This is a genomic window from Sphingopyxis sp. JAI108, from assembly GCF_013410105.1.
Taxonomy (GTDB): Bacteria; Pseudomonadota; Alphaproteobacteria; order Sphingomonadales; family Sphingomonadaceae; genus Sphingopyxis; species Sphingopyxis chilensis.
The window spans coordinates 240,664-262,341 of sequence record NZ_JACCCJ010000003.1 but is presented as its reverse complement, the minus strand read 5'-3'; the positions used below and the strand labels follow the sequence as shown (position 1 = coordinate 262,341).

Below are 21,678 nucleotides of genomic sequence, written 5' to 3'. Positions count from 1 at the left end.
TCATCGCCATGCGTCGCGCTCTGCCTTTATCGCTTCTTGCCTCCGCCGCCCTTTCGGTCCCCGCACTCGCGCAATCGGCGCCTGACGTCGCCGACCTTGTCGGCGCGCGCGGCGCCGGCGGCGAAACGCAGCTGCTCGCGCGCGGATATGAATCGCGCCATTCGAACACGGTCGGCGGCCAACGCTACACCTTCTGGTGGAACCAGCGCACCGGACGCTGCATCTCGGTCGCGACGACGGACGGGCGCTATTCGGCGATCATCGGCGTGCCGGCCGAAAATTGCCAGGGCGACGCACCGCGCGGCGGCTATGCGCCGCCCGCCGACCATCACGCGCCGCCCACCGAACCGGGATATCGCGACGCCAGTTCGCTCGTCCTCGTCTGTTACGGCGCCGGCAACCGGCCCAGCGTCACCACCACCCCGCGCTACGACTGGAACCGGTCGAAGCATAAATGGGAATGGAGCAACGATGTCGTCGGCACGACCCAGGGCTTCAACAGCGACGTCCAGATCGAGCTTTATGGCGATCAGGGCCGCATCCATCTTGGCCCCAGCCTCGTTCCGCCGATCCATTCGGGCGGGCATGAAGGCTGGTGGGATCTCGAAAATCTCGTCGTAACGCCCGACCGCATCACCGCGACCTATCGCCTCAACGGCCTCAACAAGCCCAAGGTCGATATCGACCGCCGCTCGGGCCGCATCCAGCTCAAGGCGCAGACCAATTTTTCGGGCCAGTGCGATGTCGGCAAGTGGGGTGCCGGGCAGCGGCGCTTCTAGGGAACGACGCGCTTCGCCGCGACCTCGGCCAGCATCGCCTTGAGCGCCGCCGCGTCGAACCAGCGCCCCCCCGCCATCACGCCGAGCGGCGTTCGCAACGTCGCCGGCCTTTCGAGCGGATTTTCGGCGACGAGCAACAGGTCGGCGCGATAGCCCGGCGCCACGACGCCGAACTTCGCCGCGCCCGGCACTGTTTTCGCGATGAACTCGCTTGGCGTGCGCGTTGCCGCCGACAGCGCCTGCCACGGCGTCAGCCCCGCCTCCAGCATCGCGTCGATTTCGCCGTGCAGCGCAAAACCCGGCACCTGCCCTGGGATCGTCGGCGCGTCGCCGCCGGTGATCAACGGCACGCCCGCGTCGGCCATCGTCTTCACGAAGCGCGCCTCGAACGCCACCCGCCGCGACAGGTCGATCGCCTTCTTCTGATAGCCCGACTGCGCCCAGCCGATCCGGTCGGCGGGCGACAGGTAGCGCGCCTCTGGCGCCGCGAGATAGGCTTTCACCACCTCCGGCTTGCCGAATTGCGCCGCGATCGTGCGGTAATTGAACAGGTCCGACGTGACGAACGCCCCATGCGCCTTGACCAGCGCGATCGCGTCGGCAATCCGCGCATCGGCGGGCGGCGCCTGCTGGTCGTCCGCAGGGGGTTCGGGGAAGACGCCGTAGAAAAATTCCTCGATATGCGCAACCATCGCCTGCCCGGCGGCAAGCTGCCGCGCGAGGCCGACCGCCTTCACATTATGCCCGACGACGCCGATACGCTGCGCCTTCGCTTCGTCGGCAAGCGCCGCAAAAGCCTCGGCCGACAGGTTCGTATAGGCCTTGATAAAGCTGTAGCCGTTGGCCTTCGCAATCCCGACGATCGCGCGCGCATCCTCCGCCCTCTCGATGACCAGATGCCCATATTGCGGGTCGCCATCGACCGCGAGCGCGGTGAATATCTGCGGCCCCGGCACCTTGCCCTCGTTCACCGCGATCCGCGTCCGCCCGGCAAAGCTGTTCGTCGCCTCGCCCATGTTGAGCATTGTCGTGACGCCGTTCGCGAGCAGCAGCGACAGGTCCTCGCGGCTCGTCACATGATTGTGCATGTCGGCGAGCCCCGGGAAGAGCCACGCCCCCTTGCCGTCGATCACCGGCGTCCCCGCGGGCAATTTCGCCTTGATCCCGATGGTCGAAATCACGCCGTCGGTGACGATGACCGTCGTGCGCGGGATCACGCGCTCGCCGTCCATCGGCACGACGTTGACGTCGGTGAACACGATCGTCTCGGCGCGCGCGAGCGCCGCGCCGGCGACCAGCAGCCAAAGGGTCAGGAGCGCGCGAACCGTCGCGCGCATCCTCAGCCCAGCGCCTTCTTCAACAGCTCGTTGACGACCTGCGGGTTTGCCTTGCCCTGCATCGCCTTCATCGTCTGTCCGACGAAGAAGCCGAACAACGCCTCCTTGCCGCCCTTATACTGCTCGACCTTATCGGCATTGGCGGCGAGAACCTTGGCGATCTCGGCCTCGATCGCGCCGGTGTCGCTCGTCTGCTTGAGCCCTTCGCGATCGACGATGACACCCGCGGGATCACCGCTTTCGAGCATCTTTTCGAACACCTGCTTGGCGATCGTCCCCGAAATTGTGCCGTCGGCAACGAGTCCGAGCAGTTCGGCGGCGTGTTCGGGCGACACCGGCGAATCCGAAATATCGCGGCCCATGCGGTTGAGCGCACCGAACAATTCGCTCGTCACCCAGTTGGCGGCGGCGACCGGCTTGGCGCCCGCGTCGAGCAACGTGTCGAACCAGCGCGCCGCCTCGACCTCGGCGGTCAGGACATCGGCGTTGTAGGCGCTGATCCCCGCCGCGAGATAGCGCGCGCGCTTGGCATCGGGCAGCTCGGGCAGGCTGTCGCGGCACTCAGCCAGAAACGCATCGTCGAGTTCGAGCGGCAGCAGGTCGGGATCGGGGAAGTAGCGGTAATCATGCGCATCTTCCTTCGACCGCATCGACCGCGTCTCGTTGCGGTCGGGATCGTAAAGGCGCGTTTCCTGCACCACCGTGCCGCCGCTTTCGATCAGTTCGACCTGCCGTTTCGCCTCGCCCTCGATCACCGCCATCACGAAGCGCACCGAATTGACGTTCTTCGTCTCGGTGCGCGTCCCGAATTCGTCGCCGGGTTTGCGCACGCTGACGTTGACGTCGGCGCGCATCGAGCCCTCTTCCATATTGCCGTCGCACGAGCCGACGTAGCGCAGGATCGAACGCAGCTTGCGCACATAGGCCCCCGCTTCGGCGGGCGAGCGCATGTCGGGGCGCGAGACGATCTCCATCAGCGCGACGCCGCTGCGATTCAAATCGACATAGGACATCGTCGGATGCTGGTCGTGCATCAGCTTGCCGGCGTCCTGCTCGACATGGATACGCTCGATTCCGATCACCTTGTCTGCGGGAATGCCGGCCTTCTCATCGGCGGCGATCGTCAGCGAACCTTCGCCGACAAGCGGATGATAAAGCTGCGAAATCTGGTAGCCCTGCGGCAAATCGGCATAGAAATAATTCTTGCGGTCGAACCGCGACCATGTGTTGATCTGCGCCTCGATCGCCATGCCGGTGCGCACCGCCTGGCGGATGCACTCGCGGTTCGGCACCGGCAGCATCCCCGGCATCGCGGCGTCGACCAGCGACACCTGCGTGTTCGGCTCAGCCCCGAACGCCGTCGCGGCGCCCGAGAACAGCTTGGCGTTGGTCGTGATCTGGGCGTGGACCTCAAGGCCGATCACGACCTCCCACTCGCCAGTTTCGCCCTTGATGCGATAGTCAGTCATCGGTAATCTGCTTTCCGGTCTTACTGTCGAAGCGCGCCTCGCTGTGGACCTCATCACCCCAGCCTAACTTCCGAAGAAGGGGCTCAAGCCCTAGCCAGCATAGCAGGTCGATCAACAGGCTGCTCACCACCACTTCTCGGCGCGCGCCGTAAATCCGGCCCGTTCCTCGATCGCCAACCCGGCATTCAGCACGCCCTGCTCGTCGAATGCCTTGCCGATAATCTGTAGCCCCAGCGGCAGCCCCTCGCGGTTCAGCGCCGCGGGCACCGACATCGCGGGCAGCCCGGCGAGACTCGCGGGCACCGCAAACACGTCGTTCAGGTACATCGCCAGCGGATCGGCCATCTTCTCGCCCAGCCCGAACGCCGCCGACGGCGCGGTCGGCGCCAGGATCACGTCGCACACCCCGAACGCTGCCTCGAAATCGCGCGCGATCAGCGTCCGCACCTTCTGCGCCTGCGTATAATAGGCATCGTAAAAGCCCGCCGACAGCACATAGGTGCCGATCATGATGCGGCGCTTGACCTCCGCCCCGAAGCCGTCGGCGCGCGTTGCGGCATACATATCCTGCAACCCCGCCCCGTCCGGCAGGTCGCGCAAACCATAACGCACGCCGTCATAGCGCGCGAGGTTCGACGACGCCTCGGCGGGCGCGATGATATAATAGGCCGGCAGCGCATATTTGGTGTGCGGCAAGCTGATCTCGACCACGTCAGCGCCCGCATCCTTCAGCATCGCAATCCCGGCGTCCCACATCGCGTCGATGTCGGGGTCGATACCCTCCAGTCGATATTCCTTGGGAATACCGACCTTCTTGCCCTTGAGATCGCTCGACAAAGCCGCTTCCCAATTCGGAACTGCCATATCAAGGCTCGTCGCGTCCTTCGGATCGAAGCCCGCCATATTCTCGAGCATGATCGCGCAGTCCTTGACGTCGCGCGCCATCGGCCCTGCCTGATCAAGCGAGCTGGCGAACGCCACGATACCCCAGCGCGAGCAGCGGCCATAGGTCGGCTTGATCCCCGAAATGCCCGTGAACGCCGCGGGCTGGCGGATCGAGCCGCCGGTGTCGGTCCCCGTCGCCGCCGGGCACAGCCGCGCCGCGATCGCGGTCGAACTTCCGCCCGACGAACCGCCCGGCGCCAGCGCGGCATTGCCGCCATCCTTGCGCCGCCACGGCGAAATCACATTGCCAAAATAGCTCGTCTCGTTCGACGACCCCATCGCGAACTGGTCGAGGTTGAGCTTGCCGAGCATCCCGCAACCCGCGTCCCACAATTTCTGCGAAACGGTCGATTCATAACGCGGCACAAAGCCTTCGAGCATGTGGCTTGCCGCGGTCGTCTGGACGCCGTGCGTCGCGAACAGGTCCTTCATCCCGATCGGCACGCCCGACAAGGGCTTCAGCGTCCCCGCCGCACGATCCGCATCGGCGGCCTTCGCCGCCGCAATCGCATGATCGGGCGTCTCGACGATAAACGCGTTGAGCGCCTTCGCGCCCGCGACCTTGGCGTTGAACGCCTCTGCGACCTCGACGGCGCTGAAATCGCCCGCGCGGTGCCCGTCGCGGATCTGCGCGACGGTCAGGTTGGTCAACTCGGTCATTATTCGATCACCTTGGGAACGCCAAAGAATCCGTGCATCGCCGCCGGCGCATTCGCCAGCACATCGTCGCGGCGCCCACCGCCGGTCAGCGGGTCGGCATCGACGACATCGTCGCGCAGCCGCAGCGTGTTCGGGATCACCGCGGTCATCGGTTCGACCCCGGTCACATCGACCTCGCCGAGTTGCTCGACCCAGCCCAAAATGCCGTTCAATTCGCCTTCCATCGCGGCCGCTTCGGCATCGCTGATCGCGATGCGCGCCAGCGACGCGATTTTCCTCACTGTTGCCTGATCGATTGCCATGATCGCCCTAACCTTAACGAAGCCGCGCCGCTAGCATCCCCGCCGGATCGCTTCAACCTTCGCGAACATCGCAATGCCTTCCCCCTTGATGGGCGAAGTTAGATGGGGGGGTGATGGTGCGACATGCGACCGTAGTTTGCGCGCGCAACCGCACCCCCACCGCTGCGACTAGCCAGCAAGCTGGCAAGTCTCGCTGCCTCCCCCATCAAGGGGGAGGACAATCATTCGAACGTCGCCGATTCCGGCACCCCATTCACCAGCACGCGCCGTTGCTGCACCGCCTCGATCTCGATCCGCGCGGTCGACAAGTCAACCTCGGCCTTGTTGCGCGGCGCCGCCTTCGCCCAATCGCCCTGCACCCACTGGCCGGCGTCATTCTGCGTCACGAAATCGAAATTCAGCGTCTCGCCCGGCTCATTCTGCCCCAGCACGCCGATCCTCTTGTCGTCGAGCCACAGCGCGACGCACGCCTTCGCGCGGCTGCACATATAGCTCCCCGCGATCCGGTCGAGCGCCGCGGCGGGCAAGGCGCGTCCCTCGGGAATGACTCGTACCCGCTCGGCCAACGGGGGCAGCAGCAGCGCGCCGCGCGGCCCGTTCAGGTCCCAGCGATTCTTCGCCGCCAGCGCCGACTTCGCCGCATTTGCGCGCACCTTCTGCGGCGACTTCGCCAGTTCCGCCAGCGCTGCACGGCCGCTGGGCCCGAAATCGAACGCCATCGCCGCCCAGTCGAACTTTTCGGCCGGCGTTGCCCCCGATTTCAGCCGCGCGAGCTGGTCGCGCGTCGAAATCGCCCCGAAATCGAGGATCGGCAGCGCGAGGAAGAGCGCGAGCAGCGCGAGCCCGATCGCGAGCTTCTGTTGCAAGGGCCGCAGCCAGTCGTCGAAATCGCGCCGTCCCCTCGCCACCGCCCACAGGCCCGCGATGCCATAAGCGAGCGCGATCATCGCCGCGATCACGCCCCAGATGCGCTCGGGGGTCCAGCCGTACTGGATCACGCGCAGGTGCATCGAGTAAAAGGCGATCCCCGCGAGCGGCAGCACCGCGACCGCCAGCACCGGCGCGGCCCAGCGCAACGCCGGGTTCGTCGCGCGATCGTCGCCGCCATTGCCGATCACCGCATTGGCGAGCAGCACCGCAAACGCCGCCACCCCCATCATCACCGCCGCGGTCGAAAAGCCCGAATCCCAAAGCTTCTGCAGCCCCGTCCCGGCGAGCGACAGCAGGAACAGCACCAGCGCGACCGCGAGCACCGGCGCGAGCACCGCGAGCACGATCATCACCAGCCGCTGCAACGTCGAAACCAGTCTGTCGCGCTCGCGCAGCAGGCCGACGGCCCCGCCGAACGCAGCGCCCGCGAGCATCCAGCCGAACCATTCGTCATTGAGCAGGTCAAAGATCAGGTTGATCCCGATCAGCTTGAACATCTGCCCGATCAGCACGACGAGCAGGAAGGTGATCCCGACGAACGCCAGGCTCGCCGCGCCGATCACCGCGTCGGTCCACGCATGGCTGTGCAGCCGCTCATACGGCATCGCCCACAGTTTCCAGAAGCGCCAGTCGGGCGCGACGTCGCGCCGCGTCTGGAACAACGGCGTCGCGACGAGCACCGCGAGAATGCCCGACCAGAAGGGCCATTCGACCGGATTGCCCTGGATATTATACGCCGCCGTCTGCCACGCGATCAGCCCGAGGATCACGCCCCAGACCAGCGCGAACCCCAGCGCCCAATGCCAGCGCCGCAATTCGACACCCAGCGCGAACACCACCGTCGCCGCCGCGATCCCCGCCGCCAGCGCGCTCCGCCAGTGTGCCAGCGCATCCTCATAATGATGGTCGATCAGCAGGTGGAAGGAGAGCCCGGCCGCGGCGCAGATCGCCGCCATGATCCACGGACGCAGCGGCCACGGCGGATCACTATCGTCGAGGCGCGCCGAAACGCGCGGCGACCTGGCGTGCGAATCGGGGGCGGCGGATGCGGTCGTATCGGTCATGGCCCAATCTGGGCTTGTTTCGCGTGCGCGGGCAAGCCAAAGCTGCGCGCGATTTTACTGGAACCAACCCCCGTTGCCGTTCGTGTCGAGCGAAGTCGAGACACCCACCGGGACAAAGCAAGACCAAGGGGCGTCTCGACTTCGCTTGATGCGAACGGGTAAAGACGCCCGAAACCACCTCCTCCCTCTCCCCGATGGAGCCCAAATGGCCCGCAAATTTCTCTACGTCATTGCCGCGATCATCATCCTCATCCTCGCTGCCGGGGTCGTGTACCAGCTTTTCCCGGGCTGGATCGCGCGCACCGCCTTCGTCCCCAGCACCGAGTTCAAGCCGCAGGCCGCGGTCGCGCCCAACGCCTATGACGATCCGAAAATGTGGTTCGCGCGCCCGGATATGGAAAAAAATCCCTCGGCATGGCGCCCTGCCGCCGACGGCAGCGAAACCCCCGGCACCGACACGCTCGAAGCGGAAAACAAGGCTGCCGAGCCGCTGATCCCGCCCGCCAAGGCGGCCCCGACGACCGCCGATGCGCCCTTCCCCCAGGGCGACGCCGCGATCTTCTTTGTCCACCCGACCAGCTATTACAGCCGTTCGAGCTGGAACGCGCCGCTCGAAGACCGCGATTCGGACCACCGCGCCAACCTCTTCGTGCAGGGCATGGCGAGCGCCTTCGCCGACGCCGGAGAAATCTGGGCGCCGCGTTACCGTCAGGCGACGCTCGGCGCCTTCCTCGCCGAGGACCGCGTCACCGCGGGCAAGGCGATCGATTCGGCCTATCGCGACGTCGAGGAGGCTTTCGACGCATTTCTCGCGGCACAGCCGAAGGACAAGCCGATCATCCTCGCCGGCCACAGCCAGGGCGCGCTGCACCTCACCACATTGCTGCGCACGAAAATCGCGGGCACCCCGCTCGCGAAACGCATCGTCGCCGCCTACGTGGTCGGCTGGCCGGTGAGCATCGACACCGACATCGCCGGTCTCGGCCTTCCCGCCTGCCAGACCCCCGAACAGAAGGGGTGCATCGTCAGCTGGGCCACCTTCGCCGATCCCGCCGATCCGGTGATGGTCACCGACGCCTATGACGGCACGATCGGTTTCGACGGTCGCCCGCGCGCGGGCACGCGAATGCTGTGCACCAACCCGCTCACCGGCATCCCCGACACCGGGGCGCCGCCCGAGGCGAATATCGGCACGCTCAAACCCACCGAGGGCTTCAAGTCGGGCGCGCTGATCGCGGGCAAGATCGGCGCCAGATGCGACGACACGCGCGGCTTGCTGATGATCGGCGACGCCGACATCGCGAAAAACTACGTCGTCGCGGGCTACGTGCTCCCCGGCAACAATTATCACGTCTACGACATCACGCTCTTCTGGGCGAACGTCCGCGCCGACGCGCTGCGGCGGCTCGCGACCTATGAGGGCAAGCCGTCGCCGGTGCCGCCGGCCGCGGTGCCCGTCACGGCCCCTGCTGTGCAAACCCCCGCACCAAAATCCTGAATCGTCATTGCGAGCGAAGCGAAGCAATCCAGAGCGGGTTACGCGAACTCTGGATTGCCGCGTCGCTTCGCTCCTCGCAATGACGGGATTTGCGCGGTAATGACAGCGACATGATCACCGCCGCCGCCCCCGACTTCGCCGCACACTTCCCCAACGGCGGCCGCCTCGCGGGGCTCGATGTCGGCACCAAAACAATCGGCGTCGCTTTCTGCGACACGAACTGGAGCTTCGCGACCCCCGACAAGACGATCGTCCGCAAGAAATTCTCGGTCGACCTTGAAACGCTCAAGGCGCTCATCGCGCAGCACAACATCGTCGGCCTCGTCGTCGGCCTGCCGCTCAATATGGACGGCACCGACAGCCCGCGCACGCAAAGCACCCGCGCCTTCGCGCGCAACCTCGCCCCGCTCGGCCTCCCCCTGCTCCTTTGGGACGAACGCTGGTCGACCGCCGCGGTCGAGCGCGCGATGATCGCCGCCGACGTCAGCCGCGCCAAACGCGCCGAACGCGTCGACAGCGCCGCCGCGGCGTTCATTCTCCAGGGCGCGATCGACGCGATGACGCGCGCTTGACCGCTTATATCGTCTATTGGCTGGCGGCGGCGAACGTGACCGCCTTCGCGCTGATGGTCCTCGACAAGCAGTTCGCCGAACATGGCGCGCGCCGCATTTCGGAGGGCGCGCTGCTTCTCTGGGCATTTCTCGGCGGAGCTCCGGGCACCTACGCCGCCTCTCGCATTGTCCGCCACAAGACGCGCAAGCAACCCTTCGCGACGTGGATGATGATCTGGCTCGGGCTCGACCTGATGCTGGTCGCGCTCTGGGTTCTCGGAATATTGGAGCCGCTGTTCGCCTCGGCGCTTGCGATTTTCAGAGTTCCTGCGTAGACGCTCGGCTTTAATGACAAGCTCCACAACCCGACCCGCCAGCGACTATCCGCCCGGCGGCGATGCGTTTCGCCATCGCCACCTCACCGGCATCGCCCCGCTCACCCCGTGGGAGATTAGCTACGTCCTCGACGCCGCCGAAGAGTGGGTCGAGCTGAACCGCAGCGGCGCCGCCAAGCATGACGACCGGCTCGCGGGTCTCACGATCATCAACGCCTTTTTCGAGAACTCGACGCGCACTTTGCTCTCGTTCGAAATCGCCGGAAAACGCCTCGGCGCCGACGTCGTCAACATGCACGCCGCGCAGTCGAGCGTGAAAAAGGGCGAAACGCTGATCGACACCGCGATGACGCTCAATGCGATGCGCGCCGACGCGATCGTCATTCGTCATGCCTCGTCGGGCGCGGTGCAGCTTATCGCCGACAAGGTCGATTGTCCCGTGCTCAACGCCGGCGACGGGCGCCATGAACATCCGACGCAGGCGCTGCTCGACGCACTCACCATCCGCCGCCGCCTCGGCCGCGTCGAGGGGCTCACCATTGCCATATGCGGAGACGTCCTCCACAGCCGCGTCGCGCGCTCGAACATCCTCGCGCTGACCCTGCTCGGCAACGAGGTGCGCGTCGTCGCGCCGCCGACGCTCACCCCGGCCGCGATGGAGCGGATGCACGTCGCGACCTTCACCGACATGGACGAGGGGCTGAAAGACGCCGACGTCGTGATGATGCTCCGCCTCCAGAACGAGCGCATGGACGGCGCCTACCTGCCCTCGGCGCGTGAATATCATGCGCTCTACGGCCTCACGCCGAAACGGCTCGAAAAGGCGAAACCCGATGCGATCGTCATGCATCCCGGTCCGATGAACCGCGGGGTGGAGATCGACAGCAGCATCGCCGACGATCCCGCCCGCTCGACGATCACCGAACAGGTCGAGATGGGGGTCGCGGTCCGCATGGCGTGCCTCGACATTTTGACGCGCCGCCAGCGGGGAGTGCCGGGATGGAACTGAAACCGCTCCATATCACCGGCGCGCTGCTGATCGACGGCGATACGCCGCGCCCGGGCAGCCTGCTCGCGGTGGACGGCCGCATCGCCGCGATCGACCCTACCGAAATCCCCGACGGCGCCGAAACCGTCGATGCCAAGGGCCAGTGGCTCGCCCCCGGCATCATCGACCTCGGCGTCTTTGCGACCGACAAGCCCGCCTTTCACTTCGGCGGCATCACGCGCGCCGCGCTGATGCCCGACAGCGGCCCGCTCGACGGCGCCGGGCTTGTCGAGCGCGCCGCGAAGGGCGGCAAGCCCGACCTCTGGGTCCACCCGCTCGCCGCCGCGACCAAGGGCCTCGAAGGCCGGGAGCTTGCCGAAATCGGCCTGATGAAGCAGGCCGGCGCGCGCGCCGTCGCCACCGGCCGCGCGCGCATCGCCGACAGCGGCGTGATGCGTCGCGTCCTCGGCTATGCCGCCTCGCTCGGCCTCGTCACGATCATCCATGCCGAGGATGAGGGGCTTACCGCCGGCGCGGTCGCGACCGACGGCGAGATGGCGACGCGCCTCGGCCTCGCCTCGGCGCCCGCCGTCGCCGAGGCGATGGCGATCGCGCGCGACCTCGCGCTCGTCGAGGAAACCGGCGCGCCCGTCCATTTCCGCCAGGTCACCACCGCGCACGGGCTCGCGCTTGTTCGCGAAGCCAAGGCGAAGGGGCTGCCCGTGCTCTGCGGCATCACCCCCGCGCACCTGCTGCTCTCCGACACCGCAATCGGCGATTTCCGCACCTTCGCACGCCTCTCGCCGCCGCTCCGCAGCGAAGACGATCGCCACGCATGCCTCGCCGCGATCAAGGACGGCACGATCGACATATTGTCGTCGGGCCACGATCCGCGCGGTCCCGAGGACAAGCGCCTGCCCTTCGCCGAGGCACAACCCGGCATGGCCGGCGCCGAAACCCTGCTCGCGCTCGGCCTTGGCCTTGTCCGCGATGGCCATATCGCGCCGGGCCGCCTGTTCGAGCTGCTCGCGGCCACCCCCGCCTGCCTGCTCGGCGTCGATGCGGGCAGCCTCGCGGTGGGCAAGGAAGCCGACCTCATCCTGGTCGACGACGGCACACCGTGGCAGGTCGATGCGAAGAAGATGGCGGCCTGGGCTGGCAACACCCCCTTTGACGGCATGCCCGTCCAGGGCCGCGCGACGATGATGTGGAAGGGCGGCCAGCGCATTCGCTGATATGGGCTTTATATCGCTGATTTAGTTCGATACTTATGGAAAGGGAGTCGACGACAGCGAGGATGACCCGATGCGCTTTTTTGCCGTAACAGCTATTCCCGCCGCCCTGCTTGCCCCCGCCGCGGCGGCACAAATGGCGCCGGTTCAGGGCATTCCCTGCGCGCAGGGGCTTCCCTGCAACGCGCCGCCGCCCCAGGTGCTGCAACAAATGTATGGCGGCACCGACGCGGCACCACCGGGACAGGTCATCCCGTTCGCCGAGGAAAAACAGGAATATGTCGGCGGCTATATGGTCAACAGCTTCGCCGCGATCGCCTTCTGGCGCTCGGCGACCGGTCAGCCCGGCTATTCCTATGGCGCGCTGCGCGGCGACAGTCGCGAGCAGGCCGAAAAATATGCGATGACGGCGTGCCAAGAGGCGGGCGGCCGCGACTGCGTCGTCGGCCTGTGGGGCGCAAACGGCCATTTCGCGATCGCGCGCGACAAGGAAGGACAATATTACGCCGGCTTCGCTGCCACCCCCGGCGGCGCGAAACGTTCGGTGATGGGCAGTTGCAAGAGTGCGGGCGCCAAATGCAAGGTGGTCGAGACGCTCGAAAGCATGCCCTATTTCTTTCGTTTCTGAGCCTCCACTACCGCGACTCCACACATAGGCGAGGTGGATCGGACCGTTCGACAGAAGCGGTCGACGGGCGATCCTTGTCCCGAACAAAAGAGGCGCGGCCTCGCGGCCACGCCCCTCCCCCTTATCTCTGGAAAGTCGGGCCTAGCGCGATGCGAGCCGCATCGAACCGGCCTTCGCCGCCCACTGGATCGTCTCGCCGCCACCCATCGCGCGGATGAAGCAGGTCTGGCCCTGCTTCTTAAGCTCGTTGCAGAGGCTGGTCGCGTCGGTGCGCGAGGCGAGGCCGTTGACCGTCAGGCGATAGAATGTGCGCCCCTTCAACGTCGCGGCGTGACTCGACGCCGGGAAATTCCCGAGCACGCCGTTGCGCTTTTTCAGCGTGCCCCATTTTTCCTTCGCGATCGCCAGGCTGTCATAGGCGCCAAGCTGCACCGCCCAGCCATTCGGCTTCTTCGCGTCGAAACCCATCGCTCTGGGGACGAGCACCGTCGCGAGTTCGAGCGCCTGCTGCTGCGCGGGGCGGATGCGCCCTTCGCCAGCGACGCGCGGCGCGGCGCGATAGGGCGCGGCATCGGCAAGGATGATTTCGCCGGCGGGCTGCGGCTGCGGCAATTCGGTGACGGGCACGACACCATCGGCCCCGCGCACCGGCATCGGCAGTTCGACGCTGCGGATCGCGCTGCCCGCGTCGGCGAGGACCGGGGCAAGCACCGGCGGCGGCGGCGCATAGTCGGCGACCGGCGCCGGATCGGCACTGGCGAGTTCGACGGCGGGTTCGTTCGCGGGTTCGGCCACGGCCATCTGCGTATCGGCGAAATTGGCAAGCGCGAGGCGCACGGGCATACCCGCATCCTGCTGCGCGGACGTGCCGATCAGGCTCGCGACGCGGACCTGCGCGATCGGCTGTTCGGCGAGCTTCGACCATTCGGCCATCCGGCCTTCGAGCTTGTCGAGCGACAGATCCTGCGACGCCACGATGCGCGCCTGCGCCCAGCGGCCCGACAGCGCGAGCGCGAGCGCGAAATTCTGCCGCGTCCGCGCCTCGGCACCTTCGGCGCGCGCGGCTTCGCTCAGCACATAGATCGACCCTTCGGCGTCGCCGGCCAGCGCGAGCGCCAGCCCGAGGTCGGACGCGGGAACCGTGTCGCGGTGCCGCGTCAGCAACGCGACCGCCTCGGCATTCTTGCCTTGCGCGATCTGCGACAGCGTCAGCGACAGGATCGTATTGCTGTCCGTGGCGCCAAGCTCCATCGCCTCCGCCAGGGCCGCGCTCGCCGATGCGAAGCGGCCGTCATTGAGATAGGCTTGCCCCAGCAGCGCGCGGAAACCCGCGTCGCGCGGACTGCCCGCGACCGCGGCCTCGGCCAGGCCGACCGCCTTGCTTGCCTTGCCCGCTTCAAGCGCGGCGCGTGCCTTTTCGGCCGATTTGGCGGCGACAGCGGGCGTGCCGGCGGCGCGCGACGGCGCGTCGGCCATCTTGCCCATGCCGCTGCATCCGGTGACGACGCCCAGGACGAATCCCGAAACGGCCAGGTTCTTCAGCAACTTGCGGTTCATGTCGGGTCCCCCTCTTATGTCTGTCAGCGCCGCCCGCGCGCCGGACGGGCGGCCGGCAGGCGGCTCGCCATCGCGTCGATTTCGGGCAACGACGACAGATATTCGTCGAGCAGGTCGGTCAGGATCACCTGCGACGACCGGTTCGTCACCGCGCTTGCGAGGCGAAGGCGCAAATGGCGCTCGGCGTCGAGGCGCAGCGTGAACGCCGCCTTTTCGCGGGCGCGCAGCGCGCGCGGCGCCTTTTCCTTTTTCGCCGCCGGTGAGGGACGGGCCTCGACCTTGCGCGCCACCGCGGCGACGCGTTCGATCAGCGATTCCTGCTGGCGGACGATCTCGGGGACTTCGTGCGTTTCGGCCTCGAACTGGTCGGCGCCATAACCGTCGACAGCGAAATCATCGGCGGGAGCGGCAAAATCCGCAGCCATGTCGTGGCCGGCGCTCTCGTCGACCGCCTGTTCGGCCTCGACATTATGCGCAAGCACCGATCCGGTGAGCAAAGGCTTGAGGTCGAGCATCCGCGCGGGCTCGCTCGACTGGTCGGGATCGACATCATAACCCATGTCGTTCCAGCCAAGATCGTCATAGCCGCCACTGTTGAGCGGTGCCGGACCGCTGCCGAGCGGCTGGCGGCGCATCGCGGGACGCGCCCCGCCCTTGCGGGCCAGAAGTCCGGCGCTCAGCGATGCGAGGGGTTTCGGTTCGCCCATGGTTCCCGCTCCCGTCACTGACCGGCGATGCGGCGGCCGAAGCCACCGCCCATCGGGCGAACCGCACCATAATTGCCCTGCGTGGGCAAAGGCGCGGCAAATACGGTCCGGCGGAAATTCTTTTCGAGGCGATCGTTCATATAGGTCCACAGCTGGCGGATTTCGTCGGCGGAGCGCCCGTTGGGGTCGACCTCCATCACGGTGCGGCCGTCGATCATCGACGCGGCATAATCGGTGCGGTGATGCAGCGTGATCGGGGCGACGGTGCCGTGCTGCGACAGCGCCACCGCGGCTTCGCTGGTAATCTTGGCCTTGGGCGTCGCGCCGTTGACGACGAACACCAGCGGTTTGCCGGCGCGTTCGCACAGATCGACGGTGGCACCGACGGCGCGCAGGTCGTGCGGGCTCGGCCGCGTCGGGACGACGATCAGTTCGGCCACCGAAATCACGCTCTGGATCGCCATGGTGATCGCCGGCGGCGTATCGATGACCGCTAGTTTAAAGCCCTGCTGGCGCAGGATTTCGAGGTCGGAGGCGAGCCTTGCGACCGTCGTCTGGGCAAAGGCCGGAAGGTCGGTTTCGCGCTCGTTCCACCAGTCGGCGAGCGAGCCCTGCGGATCGATGTCGATCAGGACGACCGGGCCGGCGCCGGCAAGCTGCGCCTGCACCGCGAGGTGCCCCGACAGCGTCGTCTTGCCCGACCCGCCTTTCTGTGAAGCCAATGCCAATACGCGCACTGCGTTACCCCCTCGGAAATCCAAAAATCGGCGAAGGGATGCCATGCGGGGCGCTAAAATTGGGTTAACGATGATAAAATGAGGGTGAACGACTTGCTCGCACTTATGGTAAACAACCCCTCAAGACCAACTTGTCCCAGAACGGATCAAGTTCGGTGCGCGGCATTTTGTCGCTAACGCGGTGTTAGCCAATTGGCGCTATAAAGCATCCGGGGACTGCAGCCGCTGTCATGCCGCGCAAGTCATTGGAGAATAAGATGCGTTCGTTCCGCACCGCCCTTTTATTGGCCCTGCCGCTCGCCCTCGCGGCGATGCCGGCGTCGCCCGCCCTTGCCGACGTCAAGGACGGCGTCGATGCGTGGCAGGCGGGCAATTACCAGGCGGCCGTCGCCGAATGGCGACCGCTCGCGATCGCCGGCGACGCCGATGCGCAGTTCAACCTCGGCCAGGCTTACAAGCTCGGCCGCGGCGTCCCGACCGATCTCGCGCAGGCCGAGGCATGGTATCGCCGCGCCGCGAAACAGGGCCATCTTCAGGCGGAGGACAATCTCGGCCTCGTTCTGTTCACCGCGAACCGCCGCGAAGAGGCGATGCCCTTCATCACCCGCTCGGCCGCGCGCGGCGAACCGCGCGCGCAATATGTGCTCGGCACCGCGCACTTCAACGGCGACCTCGCGGCCGAGGACTGGCCGCGCGCCTATGCGCTCACCAAGCGCGCGAGCGACGCGGGGCTCGCCATCGCGTCGGCGCGCCTCGTCCAGCTCGACAATCTGATCCCGCTCGAGCAGCGCCAGCGCGGCCTCGCGATGCTCCCCGACATCGAACGTGGCGAACAGCAGGCGCGCCTCGCCGCGGTCAGCGCCGCAGCGCCGCCCGCACCGAAGCCCGCGCCCGCCTCGCCGATCAAGACCGCGAGCTTGCCCGCCTCGACCCCCGGCACCAACTACACGCCGCCGCCGGTGATCAAGGCCCAGTCCGCGCCCGCGCCGAAAACCCCCGAACCGATCCGCAGCGTCGCCGTGCCACCCTCACCCGTCGCCAGCGCCGCTGCCGCGGCGGCCGCCGAAGCGACCGCGGACGCCGTCGCGGCGACCAGCCAGCCCGGCACCACTTACGCCCCGCCGCCCGAAAGCGGTACGCTGCCGCCCAAGCCAGAAACGGTGCAGCCGGCCAAAACCGCACCCGCCCCCGCCAAGCCGGCTCCGGTCAAGGCCGAACCCGCCAAGACCGCGCCGGCCCCCGTGCTGGCCCGCGTTCACAATGGTACCGCCAGCCCGTGGCGCGCGCAGCTCGGCGCCTTCGGGGTCGAGGCGAACGCGCGCAATCTCTGGGCCGCGCTTGAAAAGAAGAATGGCGCCTTCGCCGGCCGCACACCCCATCTGGTCAAGACCGGCAAGCTCACCCGCCTCCAGGCCGGCGGCTTCGCGAACAAGGGTGAGGCCGACAGCTTCTGCGCCTCGCTGCGCAAGAGCGGCCAGGCCTGCCTCGTCGTCGATAAATAGGCGCCGCGGCGATCAGTCGACCACCGGCGGCTCATCCTCGTCGTCGGTCCGATCGCGCTCGGGCATCAGGAAGTTCACCGTCTCGACGCAGCCCGACGCGCCTTGCGCCGAGGGCGCGACGCGGCCGCTGCGCACGATGGAGATCGCCTGCCCGCCGAAATCGTCCGATGGCTGCGCGGCGAGCAGCTTGACATTTCCGACCTCGCCCCATGGCGCGACGTCGAACGACACTACCGCCCAGCCCTCAATCGCGCGCTTGCGATAGGCGGGCGGATAATAGGTCGTAGGTCGGCTCACCCACTGGATCTTTGCCGGGCAGACGGCATCCGCCGGACGCAACACCCGCTTGGTGGGCCGCTCAGGCGCCGCGACTTTCCCCGCGCCAAGCCAATAGGGATAGAGGCAGCCCGTCCGCGCGCCGCCGGTGAAGCGCGACGCGCGTATCGCCTCGACCGCGGCGGCATCGAGCTCCTCATTGCCCGTTCCGTGCGCGACCTGCACATTGAGCGGGCGCCCGTCGGCATCGGTGTCATAGGCGACCAGCGACCAGTCGCGCGCGCCGGGCGTTGTCATCAGCTTCGAAAAATCGGGTCGCGCGCGCATCAGCGCGACCGGCCGCGGCTTGTCGCGGCAGTTGCCGACGGCGGCGAAGCGTCCCCACCCCGCCTTGGGCAGCCTCGCCCCGGTCGGGAAAATCGAATAGGCGGCGAGGTCGGCGAGCGGCGCCTGCGCCAGCGACGCGAATTGCGGCGTATAGCTGATCTCGCAATTTGCGCGCGGCATACCGGCTGCGAAACGGCTCGCCGCCAGCGCCGGGCCGATGTCCTGACCGAAGGAGGAAATATTGCCGGTCGCGCGCGCGATCGAGTGCGTCCGGCCCGTGCCGTCGATCGCAAAGCGATAGATTATCGGCTTGACCCGCTGAGGATCTACCGTCGCCACATCGACCGCGGGTCGCTGCACCTCGCCCGCGATCGCCGCGCCATCGCAGCGGATTTCGCCGGGGCTCCACGACAGCATCTGCTGCGAATAGGCGGAAGGGCTGCTGACGGGAGGTGCGGGCAGCGCGGCGGGCAGGAAAGCGAACAGCAATGCAGCATCGAACATCAGGCAATCCCCCGCGAACTCGCCGTCAGACTAGCGCGAGCGCGGGGGCTTACAAGATTGAAAAGCAACGCGATCGATGGCTATTGCGCGCCCGCGCGCTCCTCCTCCAGCCGTTTCTCGAGCCGCTTGCGTGAGCTGTCGGCATAGGTCCGGCACGCGCCCGGCGCGTCGCTATACCGCCCCGGCCCCGCATTGTCGGGATGCGCCGAGATCAATATGTCGCACGGCATCGCGTCCATCTTGCGATAGCTTGCGGCAAACCCCTCGACAAAGGGCTCGCCGGCTTTCGAGGTGAAGCGATAGCCGTCGGCCGACACCGGATTGAGGCTCGACGCAAAGACCACTGCCTTGCAGACGCGGCCCTCGCACGCCGGCCAGCGCCAGCTCATGCTGCCCATCGTGTGCCCCGGCGTCGCGACCGCAGTGATCGCTGTTGTGCCCAGCTTCAGCACTTCGCCATCCTTCACCGCGCGCACCTCGGCCACCGCCGGCCAGCTGCCGCCATAGCCGAGCTGCGGATCGTCGTCGGCGTGCTTGCCCATGCGAAGCCCCTCGGCGCCGCGCTCGCTCGCGACCACTGTCGCGCCGGTATCGCGCGCGAGCGCGGCGAGCCCGCCCGCATGATCGAAATGCGGTTCGGTGCTCAGAATAAATTTGATGTCTTTGGGGTCGAACCCCAGCTTGCGGACATTGGCGAGGATCGCCGGCGCCGCCTGCGGCAGCGCGCCGTCGACCAGCACAAGGCCGGCACCGGTATCGATCAGCGCGACGCTCATCCCGCCGAAGCCGACCAGATAGGTCTTCCCGAAGATTTCCTCCGGTTCCGCGGGCGTCAGCCATTCGGCGGAGCGCGACGTGGTGATCGGCTGCGTCAGCGGATCGACCGCCGGAACCGGCGCCCCGCTCACCCCGGCGAGCCAGGCCAACATGCTGATTGCTTCGATCATCTTCATCTCCCTTCGGCGCCGGAATGCCAAGAGGCGCGCCGCGCGACAAAGCATCATTTCTCGACAAAGACATGAGAATAATTGATGGCTGATCGATGGATCGCGCCCAACTCCCGCTCAACGCCCTTCGCGCCTTCGAGGCGGCGGCACGCCACCTCAACTTCACCCGTGCGGGGATCGAGCTCCACGTCAGCCAGGGCGCGGTCAGCCATCAGGTGGCGGAGCTCGAACGCCGCCTCGGCACGCGCCTCTTCCACCGCCTGCCGCGCGGCCTCGCGCTCACCGACGAAGGCCATGCGCTCGTCCCCGTCGTCGCCGATGCGTTCGACCGCGTCGCCGCGACGCTCGACCAATATGCGGACGGCCGCTTCCGCGAGGCGCTCAAGGTCGGCGTCGTCGGCACCTTTGCGACCGGCTGGTTGCTCCCGCGCCTAAATGCCTTCGCACGCCTTCACCCGTCGATCGATCTCCGCATCTCGACCAACAACAACCGCGTCGACCTCGCGGGCGAGGCGCTCGACTATGCGATCCGCTTCGGCGACGGCGCGTGGCACGGCACCCACGCCGAACCCTTGCTCGCCGCGCCGCTGGCGCCGCTATGCGCGCCCGCGATCGCCGCGCGCCTCAAGACCCCCGCCGACCTGATCCACGAACGCCTGCTCCGCTCGTACCGCGCCGACGAATGGGCGCTGTGGTTCGCCGCCGCGGGGGTTCCGATCCCCGTCCTCCGCGGCCCGGTTTTCGACAGTTCGGCCCTGATGGCCGCCGCCGCCGCCGCGGGCCAGGGTGTCGCACTCGCACCGCCGTCGATGTTCACCCGCGAACTCGCGGCCGAGCTGCTCGTCCAGCCCTTCGCGACCACGATCGACGCCGGCCGCTACTGGCTCACCCGCTTGATGTCGCGCCCCGAAAGCGAGGCGATGCAGCGTTTTCGGGCATGGTTGGTCGATGAAATCGCGCGCGACGGCCCGCTTTCCTGAGAGAGCTTCAAAAAAATCACACCTCCTTGTTGACATCGTAAACATTGATCCCATTTGGATATCTCCAATGTTTACATCGTTAACACAGTTTCAGGAGACGCATCATGTATCACGCCATTGTCCGCCGTCAGGTCCGCAAGATCTTCGCCGGCCTCAGCCGCGGCGACTGGGAGTCGGCGCTCGCCGGCATGGCCGACCGCTTCGAGCATATCTTCCCCGGCGACCACGCCCTCGGCGGCACGCGCCACAGCAAGGCGGGCCTGCGCGCCTGGTTCCAGCGCCTTTTCGCGGTCCACCCGGTGCTGAAGTTCGAGATCAAGCATATCGCGTCGAGCGGCACGCCATGGGACACGACGGCCGTGATCGAATGGCGCGACCGCGCGGTGATGGCCGACGGCGATACATCTTACGTCAACGACGGCGTCCACATCATCCGCCTGCGCTGGGGCAAGATCGTCAGCCTCCACCCCTATCTCGACACCGCAAAATATGCCGCGGCGCTGAAGCGCCTCGCCGACACCGGCTTCGCACCGGCGGCCGCCCCGCCGATCGAGGATTAGGGACAGCTTCGGGGCGGTGAGCTGACCCACCCAATATTGTCATCCCCGCGAAAGCGGACACCCGGAGCGCGCGTAGGCTGATCCCATTCCGGGTTCCCGCTTTCGCGGGGATGACGAAATAGAAAAGCGCGCGGCACCTATCGCTCGAAACCAGCCCTTACCCGCGAAGGATCTTCACCATCGCCTTGCCCCTGGCGAGTTCGTCGATCAGCTTGTCGAGATAGCGGATCTCCTTCATCAACGGGTCCTCGATAGTCTCGACCCGGATGCCGCAGATCACGCCCGTGATCAGTTCGCGCGCCGGATTGAGCGCGGGCGCGGCGTCAAAGAAATCCTCGAAACTCGTCCCTTTCGCCAGCTCCGCCTCGAGCGCCGTCTGGCTATATCCGGTCAACCACCGGAAAATCTCGTCGACCTCGGCCTTCGTCCGCCCCTTCTTCTCCGCCTTGGCGATATAATGCGGATACACGCTCGCGACGCTGATCGAATAGATGCGGTGTTTGGTCATACGGCCTCTACATTCGGCAGATATCGGGACATCTTCACCTTCAAAAGCTGGACCAGTGCCCCGTCCATAAACTCATAATCGTCCGGGATGTCGAGGCAGATGACACGCGCGTCCTTCAGCGCGGCCCGGTACCGCGTCCGAAGCTTGTTTCGATGCGCCTTTTCCATCACGAAGATAATATCGGCCCAGCGCACAAGTTCGGACGTCAGCGGGTTCTCCGCATCATTGTTGGTTCCCGCCGAGTCCGTTTCGATTCCCGGATAGTTGGCGAATATTTGCTCGGCCGTCGGGCTGCGCAGCTTGTTCTGGCTGCACACGAACAGGATGTTGATCACCTTCGCCAAACGGCGCGGCC

General features: G+C 66.9%; 22 protein-coding genes and 1 pseudogene. 10 read left to right on the top strand and 13 right to left on the bottom strand.

Features of this window, described 5'->3' with window-relative positions:
- Positions 1 to 8: 8 nt before the first annotated feature.
- Positions 9 to 779, top strand: coding sequence for a hypothetical protein (locus HDC29_RS15960; protein ID WP_257018330.1), 771 nt, complete (start codon positions 9 to 11; stop codon positions 777 to 779).
- Here HDC29_RS15960 and HDC29_RS15955 read toward each other — a convergent pair.
- The 5 genes from HDC29_RS15955 to HDC29_RS15935 all read right to left on the bottom strand — a co-directional run bounded on the left by HDC29_RS15955 (position 776) and on the right by HDC29_RS15935 (position 7,486).
- Entirely contained in the window at positions 776 to 2,116 is a 1,341-nt protein-coding gene (locus HDC29_RS15955; RefSeq protein WP_179499268.1) for an amidohydrolase family protein, read from the bottom strand. The genes HDC29_RS15960 and HDC29_RS15955 overlap by 4 nt on opposite strands.
- 2 nt (positions 2,117 to 2,118) lie before the next feature.
- Positions 2,119 to 3,585: an Asp-tRNA(Asn)/Glu-tRNA(Gln) amidotransferase subunit GatB gene (gene gatB, locus HDC29_RS15950; protein WP_179499267.1), complete on the bottom strand. Its 1,467-nt coding sequence runs from the start codon at positions 3,583 to 3,585 to the stop codon at positions 2,119 to 2,121.
- A gap of 123 nt (positions 3,586 to 3,708) precedes the next feature.
- Positions 3,709 to 5,190 (bottom strand): Asp-tRNA(Asn)/Glu-tRNA(Gln) amidotransferase subunit GatA, encoded by a 1,482-nt coding sequence (gatA, locus tag HDC29_RS15945; RefSeq protein WP_179499266.1) that lies wholly within the window; start codon positions 5,188 to 5,190, stop codon positions 3,709 to 3,711.
- The gene (gene gatC / locus HDC29_RS15940; RefSeq protein WP_179499265.1) at positions 5,190 to 5,492 is read right to left on the bottom strand and encodes an Asp-tRNA(Asn)/Glu-tRNA(Gln) amidotransferase subunit GatC; all 303 of its coding nucleotides are present in this window, start codon (positions 5,490 to 5,492) and stop codon (positions 5,190 to 5,192) included. The genes gatA and gatC overlap by 1 nt, the downstream gene beginning before the upstream one ends.
- Before the next feature lie 221 nt (positions 5,493 to 5,713).
- Positions 5,714 to 7,486: a DUF4153 domain-containing protein gene (locus tag HDC29_RS15935; protein ID WP_179499264.1), complete on the bottom strand. Its 1,773-nt coding sequence runs from the start codon at positions 7,484 to 7,486 to the stop codon at positions 5,714 to 5,716.
- 205 nt (positions 7,487 to 7,691) lie between these two features.
- On the opposite strand from HDC29_RS15935, the gene HDC29_RS15930 reads away from it, so the two are divergent.
- From HDC29_RS15930 to HDC29_RS15905, 6 genes are all read left to right on the top strand, one after another.
- Positions 7,692 to 8,984 carry a DUF3089 domain-containing protein gene (locus tag HDC29_RS15930; protein WP_179499263.1) on the top strand — a complete coding sequence of 431 codons (1,293 nt, stop codon included), beginning with the start codon at positions 7,692 to 7,694 and terminating at the stop codon, positions 8,982 to 8,984.
- A 110-nt stretch (positions 8,985 to 9,094) separates the two neighbouring features.
- Complete coding sequence (gene ruvX / locus HDC29_RS15925) at positions 9,095 to 9,556, top strand: Holliday junction resolvase RuvX (RefSeq protein ID WP_179499262.1); 462 nt, start codon at positions 9,095 to 9,097, stop codon at positions 9,554 to 9,556.
- Complete coding sequence (locus tag HDC29_RS15920) at positions 9,553 to 9,870, top strand: DUF1294 domain-containing protein (RefSeq protein ID WP_257018329.1); 318 nt, start codon at positions 9,553 to 9,555, stop codon at positions 9,868 to 9,870. The genes ruvX and HDC29_RS15920 overlap by 4 nt, the downstream gene beginning before the upstream one ends.
- Before the next feature lie 13 nt (positions 9,871 to 9,883).
- Positions 9,884 to 10,879, top strand: coding sequence for an aspartate carbamoyltransferase catalytic subunit (locus tag HDC29_RS15915; RefSeq protein WP_179499261.1), 996 nt, complete (start codon positions 9,884 to 9,886; stop codon positions 10,877 to 10,879).
- On the top strand, positions 10,870 to 12,093 hold the full coding sequence (locus HDC29_RS15910) for a dihydroorotase family protein (RefSeq protein ID WP_179499260.1): 1,224 nt from the start codon (positions 10,870 to 10,872) through the stop codon (positions 12,091 to 12,093). The genes HDC29_RS15915 and HDC29_RS15910 overlap by 10 nt, the downstream gene beginning before the upstream one ends.
- A 70-nt stretch (positions 12,094 to 12,163) precedes the next feature.
- Positions 12,164 to 12,718: a DUF4189 domain-containing protein gene (locus HDC29_RS15905; RefSeq protein WP_179499259.1), complete on the top strand. Its 555-nt coding sequence runs from the start codon at positions 12,164 to 12,166 to the stop codon at positions 12,716 to 12,718.
- Between the two features lie 141 nt (positions 12,719 to 12,859).
- Here the strand turns inward: HDC29_RS15905 and HDC29_RS15900 are convergent, their stop codons facing one another.
- Genes HDC29_RS15900 through HDC29_RS15890 form a run of 3 tightly spaced genes read right to left on the bottom strand, consistent with a single transcriptional unit; the run spans position 12,860 to position 15,719 of the window.
- Positions 12,860 to 14,275, bottom strand: a complete 1,416-nt coding sequence (locus tag HDC29_RS15900; RefSeq protein WP_179499258.1) for an SPOR domain-containing protein — start codon at positions 14,273 to 14,275, stop codon at positions 12,860 to 12,862.
- A 23-nt stretch (positions 14,276 to 14,298) separates the two neighbouring features.
- Positions 14,299 to 14,982: a hypothetical protein gene (locus tag HDC29_RS15895; RefSeq protein WP_179499257.1), complete on the bottom strand. Its 684-nt coding sequence runs from the start codon at positions 14,980 to 14,982 to the stop codon at positions 14,299 to 14,301.
- A 14-nt stretch (positions 14,983 to 14,996) separates the two neighbouring features.
- Positions 14,997 to 15,719 carry a ParA family protein gene (locus tag HDC29_RS15890; RefSeq protein ID WP_037518907.1) on the bottom strand — a complete coding sequence of 241 codons (723 nt, stop codon included), beginning with the start codon at positions 15,717 to 15,719 and terminating at the stop codon, positions 14,997 to 14,999.
- A 257-nt stretch (positions 15,720 to 15,976) separates the two neighbouring features.
- On the opposite strand from HDC29_RS15890, the gene HDC29_RS15885 reads away from it, so the two are divergent.
- Positions 15,977 to 17,221: an SPOR domain-containing protein gene (locus tag HDC29_RS15885; RefSeq protein ID WP_257018328.1), complete on the top strand. Its 1,245-nt coding sequence runs from the start codon at positions 15,977 to 15,979 to the stop codon at positions 17,219 to 17,221.
- 12 nt (positions 17,222 to 17,233) lie between these two features.
- Here HDC29_RS15885 and HDC29_RS19455 read toward each other — a convergent pair whose 3' ends face one another.
- From HDC29_RS19455 to bla, 3 genes and pseudogenes are all read right to left on the bottom strand, one after another.
- A complete protein-coding gene (locus HDC29_RS19455; protein WP_373562825.1) occupies positions 17,234 to 17,452 on the bottom strand; it encodes a hypothetical protein in 219 nt (72 codons plus the stop codon).
- 192 nt (positions 17,453 to 17,644) lie between these two features.
- Positions 17,645 to 17,794 (bottom strand): annotated as a pseudogene (locus HDC29_RS19450) (energy transducer TonB); the annotation flags it as partial.
- A gap of 614 nt (positions 17,795 to 18,408) precedes the next feature.
- Entirely contained in the window at positions 18,409 to 19,275 is an 867-nt protein-coding gene (bla, locus tag HDC29_RS15875) for a subclass B3 metallo-beta-lactamase (RefSeq protein WP_179499254.1), read from the bottom strand.
- Between the two features lie 95 nt (positions 19,276 to 19,370).
- On the opposite strand from bla, the gene HDC29_RS15870 reads away from it, so the two are divergent.
- Complete coding sequence (locus tag HDC29_RS15870) at positions 19,371 to 20,255, top strand: LysR family transcriptional regulator (RefSeq protein ID WP_179499253.1); 885 nt, start codon at positions 19,371 to 19,373, stop codon at positions 20,253 to 20,255.
- 104 nt (positions 20,256 to 20,359) lie between these two features.
- Entirely contained in the window at positions 20,360 to 20,815 is a 456-nt protein-coding gene (locus tag HDC29_RS15865; RefSeq protein ID WP_179499252.1) for a nuclear transport factor 2 family protein, read from the top strand.
- A gap of 157 nt (positions 20,816 to 20,972) precedes the next feature.
- Here the strand turns inward: HDC29_RS15865 and HDC29_RS15860 are convergent, their stop codons facing one another.
- Positions 20,973 to 21,323 carry a DUF2200 domain-containing protein gene (locus tag HDC29_RS15860; RefSeq protein WP_179499251.1) on the bottom strand — a complete coding sequence of 117 codons (351 nt, stop codon included), beginning with the start codon at positions 21,321 to 21,323 and terminating at the stop codon, positions 20,973 to 20,975.
- Positions 21,320 to 21,658: a low molecular weight protein tyrosine phosphatase family protein gene (locus tag HDC29_RS15855; RefSeq protein ID WP_179499351.1), complete on the bottom strand. Its 339-nt coding sequence runs from the start codon at positions 21,656 to 21,658 to the stop codon at positions 21,320 to 21,322. The genes HDC29_RS15860 and HDC29_RS15855 overlap by 4 nt, the downstream gene beginning before the upstream one ends.
- Positions 21,659 to 21,678: the final 20 nt, after the last annotated feature.